15 protein-coding genes are annotated in these 15047 nt (G+C 54.0%); 6 read left to right on the forward strand and 9 right to left on the reverse strand.

What is annotated here, in order from left to right; genetic code table 11:
• Positions 1 to 151: 151 nt before the first annotated feature.
• The gene (locus tag ACRDCA_RS22805; protein WP_438691574.1) at positions 152 to 1552 is read right to left on the reverse strand and encodes a glycoside hydrolase family 1 protein; all 1401 of its coding nucleotides are present in this window, start codon (positions 1550 to 1552) and stop codon (positions 152 to 154) included.
• Between the two features lie 23 nt (positions 1553 to 1575).
• A complete protein-coding gene (gene bglF, locus ACRDCA_RS22810; protein ID WP_438691575.1) occupies positions 1576 to 3453 on the reverse strand; it encodes a PTS beta-glucoside transporter subunit IIABC in 1878 nt (625 codons plus the stop codon).
• Positions 3454 to 4093: 640 nt separating this feature from the next.
• On the opposite strand from bglF, the gene ACRDCA_RS22815 reads away from it, so the two are divergent.
• Entirely contained in the window at positions 4094 to 4843 is a 750-nt protein-coding gene (locus ACRDCA_RS22815) for an NAD-dependent epimerase/dehydratase family protein (protein ID WP_438691576.1), read from the forward strand.
• Positions 4844 to 4889: 46 nt separating this feature from the next.
• Here ACRDCA_RS22815 and ACRDCA_RS22820 read toward each other — a convergent pair whose 3' ends face one another.
• Together ACRDCA_RS22820 and ACRDCA_RS22825 are read right to left on the reverse strand one after the other, a co-directional pair.
• The gene (locus tag ACRDCA_RS22820) at positions 4890 to 5126 is read right to left on the reverse strand and encodes a DUF4282 domain-containing protein (protein WP_025119052.1); all 237 of its coding nucleotides are present in this window, start codon (positions 5124 to 5126) and stop codon (positions 4890 to 4892) included.
• A 155-nt stretch (positions 5127 to 5281) separates the two neighbouring features.
• Complete coding sequence (locus ACRDCA_RS22825) at positions 5282 to 5905, reverse strand: histidine phosphatase family protein (protein ID WP_438691577.1); 624 nt, start codon at positions 5903 to 5905, stop codon at positions 5282 to 5284.
• 355 nt (positions 5906 to 6260) lie between these two features.
• On the opposite strand from ACRDCA_RS22825, the gene ACRDCA_RS22830 reads away from it, so the two are divergent.
• The 4 genes from ACRDCA_RS22830 (at position 6261) to ACRDCA_RS22845 (ending at position 9988) form a co-directional block, all read left to right on the forward strand.
• Positions 6261 to 7307, forward strand: coding sequence for a LacI family DNA-binding transcriptional regulator (locus tag ACRDCA_RS22830; RefSeq protein WP_438691578.1), 1047 nt, complete (start codon positions 6261 to 6263; stop codon positions 7305 to 7307).
• 122 nt (positions 7308 to 7429) lie between these two features.
• Positions 7430 to 8737, forward strand: a complete 1308-nt coding sequence (locus ACRDCA_RS22835) for an MFS transporter (RefSeq protein WP_438691579.1) — start codon at positions 7430 to 7432, stop codon at positions 8735 to 8737.
• A gap of 18 nt (positions 8738 to 8755) precedes the next feature.
• The gene (locus ACRDCA_RS22840) at positions 8756 to 9520 is read left to right on the forward strand and encodes an SDR family NAD(P)-dependent oxidoreductase (RefSeq protein ID WP_438691580.1); all 765 of its coding nucleotides are present in this window, start codon (positions 8756 to 8758) and stop codon (positions 9518 to 9520) included.
• Positions 9521 to 9571: 51 nt separating this feature from the next.
• The gene (locus ACRDCA_RS22845) at positions 9572 to 9988 is read left to right on the forward strand and encodes an RbsD/FucU family protein (RefSeq protein WP_438691581.1); all 417 of its coding nucleotides are present in this window, start codon (positions 9572 to 9574) and stop codon (positions 9986 to 9988) included.
• A 16-nt stretch (positions 9989 to 10004) separates the two neighbouring features.
• Here the strand turns inward: ACRDCA_RS22845 and ACRDCA_RS22850 are convergent, their stop codons facing one another.
• Both ACRDCA_RS22850 and ACRDCA_RS22855 read right to left on the reverse strand, forming a co-directional pair.
• Positions 10005 to 10232: a sulfurtransferase TusA family protein gene (locus ACRDCA_RS22850; RefSeq protein WP_059199143.1), complete on the reverse strand. Its 228-nt coding sequence runs from the start codon at positions 10230 to 10232 to the stop codon at positions 10005 to 10007.
• Between the two features lie 5 nt (positions 10233 to 10237).
• Complete coding sequence (locus ACRDCA_RS22855) at positions 10238 to 11272, reverse strand: YeeE/YedE thiosulfate transporter family protein (RefSeq protein ID WP_438691582.1); 1035 nt, start codon at positions 11270 to 11272, stop codon at positions 10238 to 10240.
• 267 nt (positions 11273 to 11539) lie between these two features.
• Between ACRDCA_RS22855 and ACRDCA_RS22860 the strand changes: the two genes are divergently transcribed.
• Positions 11540 to 12229 carry an HAD family hydrolase gene (locus tag ACRDCA_RS22860; RefSeq protein ID WP_438691583.1) on the forward strand — a complete coding sequence of 230 codons (690 nt, stop codon included), beginning with the start codon at positions 11540 to 11542 and terminating at the stop codon, positions 12227 to 12229.
• A gap of 155 nt (positions 12230 to 12384) precedes the next feature.
• Here ACRDCA_RS22860 and ACRDCA_RS22865 read toward each other — a convergent pair whose 3' ends face one another.
• From ACRDCA_RS22865 to terD, 3 genes are all read right to left on the reverse strand, one after another.
• Positions 12385 to 13626 (reverse strand): vWA domain-containing protein, encoded by a 1242-nt coding sequence (locus ACRDCA_RS22865; RefSeq protein ID WP_438691584.1) that lies wholly within the window; start codon positions 13624 to 13626, stop codon positions 12385 to 12387.
• Between the two features lie 156 nt (positions 13627 to 13782).
• Positions 13783 to 14358, reverse strand: a complete 576-nt coding sequence (locus ACRDCA_RS22870) for a TerD family protein (RefSeq protein WP_021807716.1) — start codon at positions 14356 to 14358, stop codon at positions 13783 to 13785.
• A 69-nt stretch (positions 14359 to 14427) separates the two neighbouring features.
• On the reverse strand, positions 14428 to 15006 hold the full coding sequence (gene terD, locus ACRDCA_RS22875) for a tellurium resistance membrane protein TerD (protein WP_021807715.1): 579 nt from the start codon (positions 15004 to 15006) through the stop codon (positions 14428 to 14430).
• Positions 15007 to 15047 lie beyond the last annotated feature (41 nt).

Raw genomic sequence — 15047 nt, forward strand, 5'->3', positions numbered from 1 at the left:
TCGGAGAAAAATTTCTGGCAAACTGTTTGTAAAGGCACGATGAGGTCTCTTCTGTTTTGTTAGCGCAACCAGTAGATCACACTTTATCGTGCCTTTCACTTTTTTCTGGGGATACCTCAGCCCTGTGGGAGAGGGTTAGAGTGAGGGGTAATTACTTTATTTTCAAGCTGCTACCGTTGCTGTGGATCACATCGCGATACCAATAGAAACTCTTCTTGCGGCGGCGCTCCAGGCTACCGTTACCCGCATCATCGCGATCAACATAGATAAAGCCGTAGCGCTTCGCCATCTCCGCTTTGGAAGCGCTGACCAGATCGATCGGCCCCCAACTGGTGTACCCCATCACTTCAACCCCATCGTCGATCGCTTCCGCAACCTGCACCAGATGGTCGTTGATATAGTCAATGCGGTAATCGTCGTTGATGCTGCCGTCGGCCTCGATGCGGTCTTTCGCCCCCAGCCCGTTCTCGACGATAAACAGGGGTTTCTGATAGCGGTCATAAAGCACGTTGAGCAGATAGCGTAGCCCCACCGGGTCGATCTGCCAGCCCCACTCCGAGCTTGCCAGATGCGGGTTGGGCACCATATTAAGGATATTGGCCCGTGCGGTCTTGTTCTGCTCTTCGTCGGTAGTGACGCAACCGCTCATGTAGTAGCTGAACGAGATGAAGTCGACGGTGGCACGCAGCGCCTGCTTATCTTCCTCGGTGATCGTCACCTGAATGTCGTTCTCACGGAAGTAGCGCTTCATATAGGCCGGGTACGCACCGCGCACCTGTACGTCGCCAAAGAACATCCAGTCGCGGTTCTGGCGCAGAGTTTCCAACAGGTCTTCCGGCTTGCAGCTCAGCGGATACAGAATGCCACCCAGCAACATGTTGCCGATCTTGCCGTCTGGCACGATCTCATGGCAGGCTTTGACCGCCTTGGCGCTGGCTACCAACTGATGGTGGATCGCCTGATAAATCTCGCTCTTTCTGCTGTCTTCCGGCAGGCCCACCCCGGTGAACGGTGCATGCAGCGACATGTTGATCTCATTAAAGGTCAGCCAGTGTTTAACCTTGTGCTTGTAACGCTCGAACACCGTGCGGGCGTAACGCTCGAAGAACTCAATAAGTTGGCGATTACCCCAACCACCATACTTTTGAGTCAGTGCATAGGGCATTTCGTAATGCGACAAGGTGATCAATGGCTGAATGCCGTATTTGGCCATCTCATCGAACAGCCGGTCGTAAAATGCCAGCCCGGCTTCATTGGGTACTTCTTCGTCCCCTTGCGGGAAAATGCGCGTCCAGGCGATTGAGGTACGCAGGCACTTGAAGCCCATCTCGGCAAACAAGGCGATATCTTCAGGGTAACGGTGGTAGAAATCGATCGCCACATCCTTGATACCGCTGTCGCCGGCTACGCGCGGCGTCAGCCCGCCAAAGATCCCTTGAGGTTGCAGGTCTGAGGTCGAAAGGCCTTTGCCATCCTCCAGATATGCCCCTTCTACCTGATTTGCCGCGACCGCGCCGCCCCAAAGAAAATGCTGTGGAAATTTGCAACTCATCGCTTTCTCCTCAATAGATCTGATTAACGTAATAATGTCAGCAACGGTGCCTGTTCCTGCACCGGGCTTTGGCCGCTGGTGAGGACATCAACATAGTCGTCGCTGTTGCTGATAATGATTGGTGTGGTGGTGTCAAAACCGGCGGCGCGGATCGCCTCCTGATCAAACTCGATCAGCAGATCGCCCTGCTTGATGCGATCGCCCTCTTGGATATGAGCGGTAAAATGCAGGCCGTTAAGTTTGACGGTGTCGATGCCCACATGGATGAGCACCTCGGCGCCCTCATCCGATTCAATGCCAATCGCGTGCTTGGTTTTGAACAGCGATGCCACACAACCATCGACCGGGGCAACCACACGGCCCTGGTGCGGCACAATCGCTACTCCTTTACCCAGCAGGCCGCTGGCGAAGGTGGCATCCTGAACCTGATCCAACGGGATGATGTCGCCAGCAATCGGGCTGGTGACCTGCTGCTTGCGGTTGAGAGGTGCCTGTGGAGCTGGGGCTGATGCCGCTTCAGCCGGTTGTTCCGCTGGCGGTACGATGCCGAACAGATAGCTGGCAATGGCCGCAAACACAAACGACACCAAGGTACCGGCAATCGCCCCCAGGACAGTCGCATCAAAACCGCCCGCCGGAATGATCTGGGCAAAGGTGAAAATACTGACCAAACCAAACGAGTAGGTTGCCGTGTGGAAGTAACCGATCACCGCCCCCCCCAAGGCCCCGCCGATACAGCCGAAAATAAATGGCCGTTTGTTTGGCAGCGTGACCCCGTACACTGCAGGCTCGGTAATACCGAAGATACCGGCGGTAACGGCGGAGCCCGCCATCACCCGCAGCTTGGCATCGCGGGTACGCAACATTACCCCCAACGTGGCTCCCACTTGCCCCATCACCGCAGGCAACAGCAGCGGCGACAGGGTATCGCGCCCAAACACGCTCATATTGTTGAGCATCAGCGGTATCAGCCCCCAATGCAGGCCGAAGATCACACAGACCTGCCATGCCGCGCCCATAAAGGCCCCTGCAACGATCGGGTTAAAGGCATAAATGGCCTGATAGCCGTTGGCCAGCATCAGGCTTAGCCAGGTCGCCGCAGGACCAATCAGCAGGAATGTCAGTGGCACGGTGATCACCAGGCACATCAGCGGCGTCACAAAATTACGCAGGGCGCTGTGCAGCACACGGTTAAATAGCGGCTCCAGGCGGCAGGATACCCAGGCGGCAAAAATGATCGGGATGACCGACGAGCTGTAGTTAATAAAGGTGATGGGGATACCGAGGAAATATTCCGGCTGAGCGCCCGCAACCTGGGCCGCCTCAAAAGCTCCCATCATCAACGGGTGCGTCAACGCCCCACCGATGGCCATAGTGACAAAAACGTTACCGCCAAATTTCTTGCCGGCGGTGTAGCCCAACATGATCGGCAGGAAATAGAACAGCGCATCGCTGGACGCAAACAGCAACTTGTAGGTGCCGCTGCTATCCAACAGCCAACCGCAGGCCAGGCTCAACGCCAGGAAACCCTTGAGGATCCCCGACGCCGCCATCACGCCGAGCAGCGGGGTAAATATGCCGGAAACCACGTCAATAAAGCGGCTGAGCAGGTTTTCCTTTTTATCCTCTGATGCATTGGAGGAGGTTTCGTCACCCGAACCCAGCTGCGCATCCAAGGCGTTATAGACATCCCCGACGTGGTTGCCCACCACCACCTGAAACTGGCCGCCGCTTTCCACCACCATGATGACGCCCGGATTCTTCTTCAGCGCCTCCGCATCTGCCTTACTGTGCTCTTGCAGTTTAAAACGCAGACGGGTGGCGCAATGCACCAAGCTTTTCACATTGTCGCGGCCACCGACGCCGGCCAAGATCTCACTGGCTAATTCCTGATATTTCATCGCTGCATCCTTAACGCTTAACCTTGCTGCTCCCCAGCCACGACGATGGCCAATCGTCATGGAGGAATTCAGCGCAAAAAAAAACCTAAACCTCGTTGCCTCTGCTCCCAACGTGGGGAAACAGAAACTCGAGGTTTAGGTTTTGCCTGCCAAAGCAGTGACAACCCTAAATCGGTTGAGCTATGACGGTAACATTCTGTTTTTCGGTGCGGCAAGGCTTTCCGCCACAAAGTTGCCGAAGTGTGATCCGGTATACATTATTCCCACCCTGGGCCAACAGGCTGGTTGTCTATGCGGGGAAAGCCGAACCAGACAAAAAATATTAGAATATCTAATTTATTTTTGAAGTGTAAGTTACCGTAAAGGACTGTTTTGGCAAACGAGGCCCATTACAGGAAATCAATTAAAATACATAAAAAACATTGCATTAAAAATTTTTAGCCCGCATTTTGTTTTCTGGGCATCTAACGCTTTAAGGTGAGGCTATTCTTAAAAATCCTGACTTAAGTCGCCAAAAACACAGGAAACATCCTAATAGGCATATTTAACACATCAGAAATGTTAACTAAACAGTGGACAAAAAAAGCTCAGAGTATTATTACTAGTCTCCAGAAAATTTGTTTTAGGGAAAGCAGTCGCCATGGCATTACGTACAGAACTTGGTCGCGTGTTGATTACCGGTGCCGGTGGCCGGGTGGCGACAGCATTCAGGCACTTCGCAGGCCACCGTTACGACTTTCGCCTGGCAGAAAGAGAAATCGGCTTGCTCACCCATTTACGGCCCAACGATGAGGTGTTGACGTTTGATATCACCGATATCGAAGCTTGTCGTGCGGCCTGTGCCAATATCGATACCGTTCTGCATTTGGCGGCCGATCCGTCTGCGGATGCCGATTTCTGCTCTTCACTGATGAACAACAATATCCTGGGCACATTCAATATGTTCCGGGCAGCGAAAGACGCTGGCTGCCAACGCGTGGTATTTGCCAGCAGCGCGCAAGCGGTGGAAGGCTATCCATTGGATTACCAGGTGCGCCCGGACGATGCGCCGAAGCCAAAGAACATGTATGGGGCCAGCAAGGCGTTTGGCGAAGGTATCGCCGCCTATTTTGCCCATCAGGAGGGGCTTTCTGCCCTGTCGGTGCGGATTGCCAACTTCACGACTCTGGAAGCGGGCCAACAGATCAGCGCACGGGATATGAGCGCCTTTCTGAGCCACCGGGATGCCGCCGATCTGCTCGATCGCTGCATCCGGGTTGCCGACGTGCAGCATGCGGTGGTGCATGGCATCTCTAACAACCGCTATAAACGACTGTCGTTAGAAGAAACCACGCGCCTGCTTGACTACTACCCCGAGGACGATGCGTTCACCCTGCTCGGCTTTAGTTAATGGCGGGGAGGTGGCGCTATTGATGCCACCTCCAACCAAGGCAACATCACGGTTTTTCAGCAATCTTGCGCAGATACTCGTTGTTTTTAAAGGCGATGATCACCATTTCAAAACAGACACGGGTAAGTACACCGCCAAAGATCATCCCCAGCAGGCCGCGGAAAAACTCGCCATAGAACATCGAACCAATCCCACCAACCAGGATACCCAACAGGCAAAGCCAATAAACGCCGGTAATAATTTTTGGCGTCAGCATCGCATCAAAAAAGAAAATGTTTTTCACTGTGTACCCTTTCTTAGTCAAGGTGAACCCTCCTACAGAGGGCAGTGCGCCACTCAAATACCGGGCAGCAGGCAGATAGTAAGCATATCGGCCAATTATTACAAAGAGTAAGCAGTTATGTTTATATGTTGTTTGGATTTGACGCAGGATCCACTTTAAATCGGTGCCAGCTGCAACGCTCGCAAATGCGTGGCAACTCCCCAGCTTTGCAATTGCAGTTGCCCATTCCCCACTTCAATGATTGAGTAACCACAGTTGGGGTGACCATATTGGCTGGTATCCTCGATCCAATTCCCCCCTTTCAAGCACCAAATCAACGCCTGAAGGGCATGCCCGTGGGTGACCACACCAAAAGTGCCGCGGGTAGAAGAGGGAAAACTCAAGAAAAAGGCTAACAAGCGCTGTGCAACGTCAAAGACGGATTCCCCTCCCGGGGCCGAAGCTGCCGGTTCACCCGCAAAAATGCGGGAAATAATATCGTGATGGTTACGCATTGCCTGATGGTAGGGCTGACCTTGAAAGTAACCAAAATGCTGTTCATGCAACCTTGCATCGCTACTGACCGCACATTGGCTATGCGTTGCCAGCGCCTGGGCGGTGGTCATGGCACGTCCAGAAGGCGAACTGAAAACCTGATTGAACGGTGTTTCCTTCACTGCCACCATCAACGCCGCTATCTGCCTGTACCCCTGTTGAGTCACCGGGCTATCCAACTGCCCCTGGATAATCCCTTCCCGATTCCATTGTGATTCAGCATGCCTGATAACAATAAAACGCATCGCGTAGCTCTCCATCCATGACGAGGCATTAACTATAGCCTATGAGTATCGCTATTGCAGAATCGCTTCATGGCAGCACGGTGCGATATCTTGGCCTGACGTTATCACTGAGCTTTACTGGGTTATCACGCCCAATTATCTCGAAATTACGCATCAGTTTACCCACCCTCCCCCGTTGTTTAGTAAACACTCAAGCCTACGCATGATAGTTTTCACAAAAGCAGCATCCGGTTGCCGATCTCGCCCGTTCGAGGCTTGCCTACCCCGTACTTCCCTTATAGATTGCTGGACATCACCTGGCGAAGACACAGCACATTTGACGCCTGGGCCAAGATGAAACAAGGGTAGCAAGACGATGGCAAATATTCGTGATGTGGCTCGGCAGGCTGGCGTTTCCATCAGCAGCGTTTCCAACGTGCTGAACAACCGTAGCGATCGGATGAGCAATGATACTCGGTTACGGATCGAGCAGGCCATGAGCGAGCTGAATTACCACCCGGCCAGAACGGTGGAACCGCCAAGCAATGGGCAAGCTAAGATCATTGGCCTACTGGTACCCTCGATCGTCAATCCCAGCTTTTCCGCTCTGGCGCATGAGGTTGACGCCGCCGCCAAGGCGCATCGCTACCGGGTGTTGCTCAGCAACTCGTATCGCCAGGAAGATGAAGAGTGTGCCTTTATCGAGGATATGTTTGCCCATGGCGTACGCGGCATCATTGTGGCCGCAAGCGATATCAGGAAGACCCACTTTGTGCGCGCCGCAGAGCAGGGAATGATGATTGTCAGCTACGACAACCGTTTCTCTGACAGCATGGCCGCTGATAACCGCCTGTTTGACAGCGTATCGATGGACAACGTGGAGGCTGGCCGCCTGGCCGCCCAGCACCTGATTGAGCAAGGGTGCCGGAATATCCTGTTCGCCACCGAGGCCACGCTGACCCTGAGCCGCAGCCATAAAATCGAGGGGTTTCTGGCGGAACTCAGAAACCAGCGCATGTCGGTAAGCCAGCGGGTCATCGAAGGCAAAGCCAGCAGCGAGTACGGCGATACGGAAATGTTCGAACTGGGATTAAAACTGGCTGCGCAAGTCAGCGCCCTGATGCCAGCCCCAGACGGTATTGTCGCCATCAACGATGCGTTGGGGATTGGCTTAATGGTCGGGTTGCGTACCGCAAGTATCGAGATCCCTGGTGATATCTCGATCGTCGGCATCGATAATATCGCCCTGTCCGGGTTGGCCTGGCCCGGTCTGACATCGGTGATGCCTCCTCTGGCAGAAATGGCGCAGGTGATGGTAGACCGCTTAATCAGCCGGATGGATGATCCCCAGTTGCCGCCGGAAGAGTGGCTTTTTCCACCCACACTGGTCTGCCGGCAATCGGTCAGGCCAAATGTAATTTAGATCTCCTCACCCTAGCCCTCTCCCAAAGGGCGAGGGGTAATTAGTTAGCCGATATTTTTATACAAGGCCTTACCAGGTCCGGGCACCCTATTATTCCAAAAACCTATTGGGAATAGATGATTATGAAAAATAGAACACCGCAGGATATTGAGCGCAGCGCAATAAGAAAGCTCACGCTGCATATTGTCCCTTTAATGATTTTATTATATTTCCTCGCCTTTCTAGATCGAAACAATATGGCGTATGCGGCCATTGCGCTGGAAGATAGCCTGGGTTTAACCGCTTCGGCTTTCGGATTTGCCTCTGGAATATTTTTTATCGGTTATTTCCTGTTTGAAATACCCAGCAATGCGGGCACGATTAAATTTGGCCCCCGGATCTGGTTTGCCAGAATACTGATCTCCTGGGGAATCTTTGCCACTCTGCTCGGCTTTGTCCGCACGCCGCTGGAGTTGTACATCTGCCGCTTTATGCTGGGCGTCTGTGAGGCCGGTTTCTTCCCCTCCGTGGTCTACTATTTTACCGTGTTCTTCCCGGAGAAATACCGTACCAAAATCCTGGGGATGTTTATTATCGTCCAACCGCTGTCTAACGCCATCGGCTCGCCGATCTCAGGCTTTATCCTCAATTTTGATCACGGTTGGTTCGGATTAGAACCCTGGCAATTGCTGTTTATTATTGAGGGGGTGCCGCCGATCCTCATCGGTATGCTGATCCCTTTTATCATTAAAAACTCCCCTAAAGACGTCGGCTATCTGGATACCGAAGAGAAAGCCTGGCTGATGAGCAACGGCGATCGTTCTAAATCGGGTTCGAAAATCACCCTGAGCGACTTCTTCAACGGCATCAAGAACAAAAAGTATCTGCTCTACGCCCTGCTGAACTTCGGCATGGTATGCGGTATTTACGGCTTTGGCATGTGGCTGCCGTCGATTATTGCCGCCATTTCCGGCGATAACATTTTCAAGGTCAGCCTGCTGGCGTTAATTCCTTACGGTCTGGCGGCGCTGCTGGTTTATCCCTGGAGCCTGTGGGCCAGTAAAACCAAACAAATCGGCGTCTTCGCCGGGATCAGTATGGTGGTCGCCGCCATCGGCCTGGTGGGCGCAGTGATCTTCTTTAAGTACAACGTGTTTATCTCGCTGTCTTTCCTGTGCATTGCCTCCATCGGCATCTACACCTCCGTGCCACCGTTCTTGTCCATGCCAGCCAATATTTCAACCGGAGCGGCAGCGGCGGCGGGCCTGGCGGTCGTGAGCTGTATTGGCAACATCGGGGGCTTTGTCGCCCCTTACGTGGTGGGGCTGCTCAACGATCTGACCCGCAGCAGTACGCCGGGGTTGATCTTCTTGTCCTTGTGCTTACTGGCCACCGGGCTGACCTGCATTTTCTACTGCGCCAAGCAGCGTGAAGGCGTGATTCGTTCTTAACTTCTAGAGGAAACAACCATGGGCAAGCTTACAGGCAAAAAAGTGTTTATTACCGGGGCGGAACAGGGGATTGGCCGGGCGACGGCCGAGCAGTTGATCCAGGCCGGTTGCGATATTTATGTGCATTATCACAGCGGCGAAGAAGGCCCCAAGGCGTTAGTCGAACTGGCTCATTCACTGGGGCAAAGAGCCGCCTATGGCTATGCCGATTTAACCCAGACAGCAGAGACGGAACAGTGCGTGTTAGCAGGCGCGGAATTCCTGGGAGGGATCGATATCCTGATTAATAACGTGGGGGGTATCGTCGGCCGTAAATGGCTGGGGGAGATCGACCGTCAATTCTGGCAAACGGTGCTGGATGTCAATATGACCACCATGCTCAACGTGACGCAAAGCGCGCTGCCCTTTCTGAAGTCTGCGCTGCAAGGTGCCAGCATCGTCAACCTTGCCTCGTTGGCTGGCCGTTCAGGGGGCCACTCTGGATCGCTGGTTTACTCCACCACCAAAGGTGCGGTACTCACCTGGACACGCTCGCTGGCCGCAGAGCTGGGGGAACACGGCATCCGCGTCAATGCCGTGGCCCCGGGGCTGATCTTGGGCACTCGCTTTCATAATCGGCACACCACCAAAGAATCCGCAGAGGAAACCATCCACGCCATTCCATTAGGCAGAGCCGGGACGCCAGAAGACGTCGCGCGGGCGATCACCTTCCTCGCGGCGGAATATGATGGCTTTATCTCCGGAGCCACCATTGATATCAACGGCGGTATATACCGCATGTGAACCCCTCGCAGGCGGGCATCCCTTGCCTGTCTGCACTTGCCGAGAACCATTATGATCAAGTCAGACGTTATCCACCCCGAACTGCTAAGTACGCTGGCAAAATGCGGCCATAAAACCCAACTGCTGATTGCCGACAGCAACTACGCCTTTGTGACCAACTCACCACGCCACGCCACGGTGGTGTATTTAAACCTTTCGCCGGGAACCATCGCCGCCCCGCTGATCCTGGAGAAAATCCTGACCTGCATTAACGTAGAACAAGCCACACTGATGGCGTATCCGGATGACTTCAATAATACGATTGAAGCCGAATATCGGGCGATACTCGGCAAAGATTGCCCTATCGAGTACCTTGCCCGTGAGGCGTTTTATGCTCGGGTTAAAGCGGATCAGACGCTGTTGGTGATTGCTTCGGGTGAACAGCGGCGCTTTGCCAATCTGCTGCTGACCGTGGCCCCAGTGATATAGGAGCCACGGCGACAACTTACCCTTTCTGAATGCTGATCTGCCAACGGGCATCGCCAGTCTGTTGGAAATCCGTCACGCTGTGCCCGGCTTCTACGGCCCAGCGCGGCAGGTTTTCCGTTGCTTGAGCACAGTCATATTCAATCACCAGCAGATCGCCAGACCCCAATTGCTCAATATGCTTTTTAGCTTCAATCAGCGGGAACGGACAAAGTTTACCGGTGGTGTCCAGAGTGATCGTTTTCATATTCCTTATGCCTCTTTTGCTTTACTAGATTGATTTGGAAGAATAATAGTGAAATAGCTGACCAGCCAACTCCCTAACAGGATGCAGGGAATAAACAGCCAGCCTTGCCAGGAGAACCAGGCGGTGTTGACGACGGTATTGCCCAGCATACAGCCCCCGGCCAGCCCGCTGCCGATGCCCATCAGCCCGCCCCCGCAAAGGCTTTTAACCAATGTCGGGAGACCGGGTGAACGAAACCGCAGCTCCTGGCTTCCCCAGGCGGCCACCAGCGCACCGGCAAAAATCCCGATCAGCAGATAGCCAGCCCAGCCGAAGAACCCGGTCTTGCCCTCGGTGATTAACGAGAACAACTGTGCACTAGGGCCGCTGATCCCCAAACCGCCGACCCTGCCCGACTCCAGGCTGGAAGGCCATGCCAGTAAAGCAATAATGCCGATCAGCACCGCGCTGACGAAGGGATGCCAGCGTGCTTCGAACAACCAGTGGGCAATGCCCTGCTTACGTGGTTTGGGTTGCGGGATGGGGAAGGATTTGCGTTGCAGATGACGCCAGACCAGCACGCCAGTCAGCACGGTTAATACCACCACCGCAGGCCAGGGAGACATGCCGAAGGTCTGCATCAGCGAAGCGTCCGGTAAGGTAGGGGCGTTGATAGGAGCGAACAACTGCTTGCCACCTGGCTGGCGAATATACCAACTGGCGACCACAAAACCGACCACGGCAATCATGCTGCCAGCCAGCCCCTCGGCAGCGCGGTAGTAAGCGCCGGTAGAGCAGGAACCGGCCAGCCCCATACCGAGGCCGAAGGTGACGCCGCCGATCAACGTGGCCAGCCAGCGGAAATCCCCGCCGGGGAGCTTGGCCCAGCCGAGGGCGACGAAGGCGAACAGACCGATGCTTTGCAAGGTGATAATGATGAGGATAGCGAGGGTCATGCGCCCGTCGCGGAACAGATAGAGGTCTCTCAGACCGCCGGCCATACAAAAGCGCCCGCGTTGCATGATAAATCCAAGAAGGAACCCCAGAAACAGACCTGTCATAAGGGAAAAACTCCTTTTTTATGGCTACGCCATATCCAGATTGTAAAAAGCTTGCCCTTGGTGGGGCGCGGGCATTTTACCCGCTAGCGGTGGAGAGGTCACACAAAAATGAGGGATATTGCGGGGGTGGTCGGGTTTTAGATGTTGCAGGAAAGTGGGTTTTGCTGTCTACCACTGCCAAAAATTCAACCTGCGGGGCAGTTCTGCTATCATCCACAGGTATTGGGGGGAACGCCCGGTGTTGCACAGTAGAGGTATGATTTAGAGATGGATACAGAGGCAAGTCGTACAACGCAAGTTTTGTCGGTTTTTGATTTTGACGGAACGCTGACTCACCATGACAGTTTTATCCCCTTTTTGCGTTTCGCTTTTGGGCGCCGCGTTTTTGCCCGGCGCTTATTGCAGCTGGCACAGCCTGCATTTAAGCATATGCGCAAAAAACTCACCCGTGACGAGTTAAAAGAAACCCTGATTAAAGTGTTCCTGACGGGGGTGGATGAGCACTGGTTCCGTGAGCAGGCGGAGAAGTTTTGTTCGGCCTATTGGACCAAGCTGATGCGGCCTTCCGGGCTGATTGCCGTGGCGATGGAAGTTAGCTCTGGCGCTGAGGTTACAATTTGTTCCGCTTCACCCGCACTGGTGTTGCAGCCATTTGCCGATCGGTTGGGCATCAAGCTGATTGGTACGCAACTGGAAGTGGTGGACGGTAAACTCACCGGGCTGATTACCGGTCATAACTGCCGCTGCGGGCAGAAGGTCGAACGCCTGGAAAGCATCTATGGCCCGATGGGGAATTATCATCTCAGAGCCTGGGGCGACACCCGTGGGGACTACGAACTGTTGGCAGCAGCCCAGGATGCGCACTGGCGGCATTTCCACCCAGCCTGGTCAAAGCGCCGTTCTGCGGTGAAACGGATACGCGTGGCAGAGCCGAATGTTATTGGCAAGACGGACTAATAGCCCCCTCTCCCAAAGGGGGAACCGATCGAGCTAGCGATAAGTGGCAGAACTCTACTTGGCCACCGTATTAAATCTGTGACCACGGCACCTGACAACGACGCTGAGCTAGCTCCCTCGCCCTGTGGGAGAGGGTTGGGGTGAGGGCAACACAACTAAATAATCCGCTCCGCCTTGGCAGCGTCATACCAGTCTTTAAACTCTTCCAGCAGCAGATCGTACAAGCGGTCTTCTTTCATGGTGGCAAAATCGTCAATCGCAAAGAAGTTGGTATTATCCACCCGGCGATCGGTGAAGGTATCCAGATTCTCCAGCACGCCGTAGTTCGAGCCACCCAAACCGACGAACTTCCAGAAAATCGGGTAGTTAGCGGAACGTTTGATCGCCTCTTTGATCTGGCGCGTTTTGCTGATGCCGCCGTCGGTAATAAACACCACATACACCGGCATATCGCTGTGTTTAAACGTCTCGATCAGTTCTTCCATCACCGGCGGTTCATTATTGGTACCGCCCAGCTTTGGCAGGATCTCCCACATTGAGCGCTTACCGCTGCCTTGGATCGCCTTGATATAGCCATCGAGATTATCCAGCGTAACATCGGGATACTTGGCGTGCTTTTCCGCAAAGCCCCAGACATCCATCGAACCGTCATCATCAAACTGCACGGCCAGCACGGCAATGCGGTCCAGCACCGCTTGGACATTACCCTTTTTGAACTGCCCAGACATCGATCCTGAAGCATCCAGCACGAACGCGACCTTGGCCTTAACCGATTGCAGATTGAACTTCGCCAGGCTGACCGTCACGTTCTTCGCCAAACTCACCAAACGTGGGGCTTTGTCCTGAAGCTTTTTCTCCAGGCTGACGGTTGGCGGCGGAATAACAGGTGCCGCAGGCTGAGCCACATCAACGCCATAATTCAAGGCCAGCGGTTCCAGACCACCGTTAAATCCTTGCCCCAATGCGCGCAGCTTCCAGTTGCCGGCATGGCGATAAACCTCAGCCACAATCAGCGCTTTCTCTTGGCGGCCTTGCGTTTCCACGCTGTATTGCGCGACATTCTGTGCATCCATCTTAAGGTGTTGCAACCCAGAGACAGCATCAGAACCGTCGATCACCAGTGTGATGGCAATCTTGCTGACATCGGCGTCAATTTTACTGAGATCTAGTGAGAGGGAGCTGCTTTGATGGGTGGTTTGCAAAACGACGCTGCGGTTGGGGGTAGCGGTTTGATTGAAGAAGATGAAATCGGCATCGCCTCGGACTTTGCCCTCGGTATTCAGCAGGAACACCGCAGTGTCGGGCTCACTGCGAAAACCGGGGTTGGCGGGGTAATGCAGCGTCAGGTTGAGCTGGGTGCCGTTAACCACCAGATTCTGGCCAGACTGTAACATCATCAGGATAACCTCCTGTTAAAATAGCTATTTTCCGTAATGGGGAGAGTGATGGGTGGGGCTGGGCGAGGGAGTTTTATGCCCCCTCACCCCAACCCTCTCCCAAAGGGAGAGGGAGCTAGTGCAGTGCAGCAGTCAAGTAACTGCAACTGGCTAAGCTTAGATATTCACGCCATGCTGCGAAGCCAGCGCGGACAGGCCACCGGCAAAGCCTTGGCCTACTGCCTTGAATTTCCACTCGGCACCGTTGCGATACAGCTCGCCGAAGACCATTGCGGTTTCGGTAGAGGCGTCTTCAGACAGGTCGAAACGCGCGATTTCGGTGCCGTTATCGTTGTTGAAGATACGCATGTAGCTATTGCTGACCATGCCGAAGTTCTGTTTACGCGCTTCGGCATCATAGATGGTAACCGCGAAAACCAGTTTCTTGACTTCAGCCGGCACTTTGCTCAGCTCAATTTTGACCTGCTCATCGTCGCCGTCGCCTTCGCCGGTACGGTTGTCGCCCTGGTGCTCAACGGAGCCACAGGCACTTTTCTTGTTGTTGAAGAAGATAAAGCTGCTGTCACCCAGCACCTTACCATCATCACCAACCATAAATACGGAGGCGTCCAGGTCAAAGCCCTGGCCATCGGTGACGCGTGCATCCCAACCTAAGCCAGCCATGGCAATGTTCATGGTTGGTGCTTCTTTAGTCAGGGATACGTTGCCGCCTTTTACGAGAGAAACTGCCATTTTAAAGCTCCTGCTTGATAGGGGATGATACGGGCAGCGAACTGCCCGTTATATTAGCTAGCTTGCCGATCAGGACGCGTTGATGCCGTACTGAGCACACACGGAGGCCAGGCCACCGGCATAACCCTGACCTACCGCGCGGAATTTCCACTCGGCGTTGTTACGATACAGCTCACCGAACAGCATGGCAGTTTCGGTGGACGCATCTTCCGTCAGGTCATAACGGGCTACTTCGGTCTGGTTGTCATCGTTCACCAAACGGATAAAGGCACCGGATACCTGGCCGAAGCTCTGGCGACGAGCCTGCGCGTCGTGGATGGTGACCACAAACACGATCTTGTCGACATCAGCCGGGATCATATCCAGTTTGATTTTCAGGGACTCGTCGTCGCCGTCGCCTTCACCGGTACGGTTGTCACCGGTATGGGTAACGGAACCGTCCGAAGAGGTCAGGTTGTTATAAAAAATGAAATCAGCATCACCGCGCACTTTCCCGTTGGCGGCCAGCAGGAAGGCAGAGGCATCCAGGTCAAAGTCTTGACCATCGGTGGAGCGTGCATCCCAACCCAGACCAATCAACACATTCTTCATGGTTGGGGCTGCTTTACTCAGGGAAACATTACCGCCTTTAGATAGAGAAACACTCATTGTTCTAACCTCTCAAAAATTAAACTAATTCAAATTGTTTT

It is taken from the genome of Serratia sp. (in: enterobacteria), assembly GCF_051654945.1.
Lineage (GTDB): Bacteria > Pseudomonadota > Gammaproteobacteria > Enterobacterales > Enterobacteriaceae > Chania.

Bases quoted from the DNA above. Each gene is read 5' to 3' on its own strand.
- ACRDCA_RS22870 (WP_021807716.1), bottom strand. From the start codon at position 14,358: ATGGCAGTTTCTCTCGTAAAAGGCGGCAACGTATCCCTGACTAAAGAA.
- ACRDCA_RS22865 (WP_438691584.1), bottom strand. From the start codon at position 13,626: ATGATGTTACAGTCTGGCCAGAATCTGGTGGTTAACGGCACCCAGCTC.
- ACRDCA_RS22855 (WP_438691582.1), bottom strand. From the start codon at position 11,272: ATGACAGGTCTGTTTCTGGGGTTCCTTCTTGGATTTATCATGCAACGC.
- ACRDCA_RS22830 (WP_438691578.1), top strand. From the start codon at position 6,261: ATGGCAAATATTCGTGATGTGGCTCGGCAGGCTGGCGTTTCCATCAGC.
- ACRDCA_RS22825 (WP_438691577.1), bottom strand. From the start codon at position 5,905: ATGCGTTTTATTGTTATCAGGCATGCTGAATCACAATGGAATCGGGAA.
- ACRDCA_RS22860 (WP_438691583.1), top strand. From the start codon at position 11,540: ATGGATACAGAGGCAAGTCGTACAACGCAAGTTTTGTCGGTTTTTGAT.
- ACRDCA_RS22805 (WP_438691574.1), bottom strand. From the start codon at position 1,552: ATGAGTTGCAAATTTCCACAGCATTTTCTTTGGGGCGGCGCGGTCGCG.
- ACRDCA_RS22840 (WP_438691580.1), top strand. From the start codon at position 8,756: ATGGGCAAGCTTACAGGCAAAAAAGTGTTTATTACCGGGGCGGAACAG.
- ACRDCA_RS22850 (WP_059199143.1), bottom strand. From the start codon at position 10,232: ATGAAAACGATCACTCTGGACACCACCGGTAAACTTTGTCCGTTCCCG.
- terD (WP_021807715.1), bottom strand. From the start codon at position 15,006: ATGAGTGTTTCTCTATCTAAAGGCGGTAATGTTTCCCTGAGTAAAGCA.
- ACRDCA_RS22845 (WP_438691581.1), top strand. From the start codon at position 9,572: ATGATCAAGTCAGACGTTATCCACCCCGAACTGCTAAGTACGCTGGCA.
- ACRDCA_RS22815 (WP_438691576.1), top strand. From the start codon at position 4,094: ATGGCATTACGTACAGAACTTGGTCGCGTGTTGATTACCGGTGCCGGT.
- ACRDCA_RS22835 (WP_438691579.1), top strand. From the start codon at position 7,430: ATGAAAAATAGAACACCGCAGGATATTGAGCGCAGCGCAATAAGAAAG.
- bglF (WP_438691575.1), bottom strand. From the start codon at position 3,453: ATGAAATATCAGGAATTAGCCAGTGAGATCTTGGCCGGCGTCGGTGGC.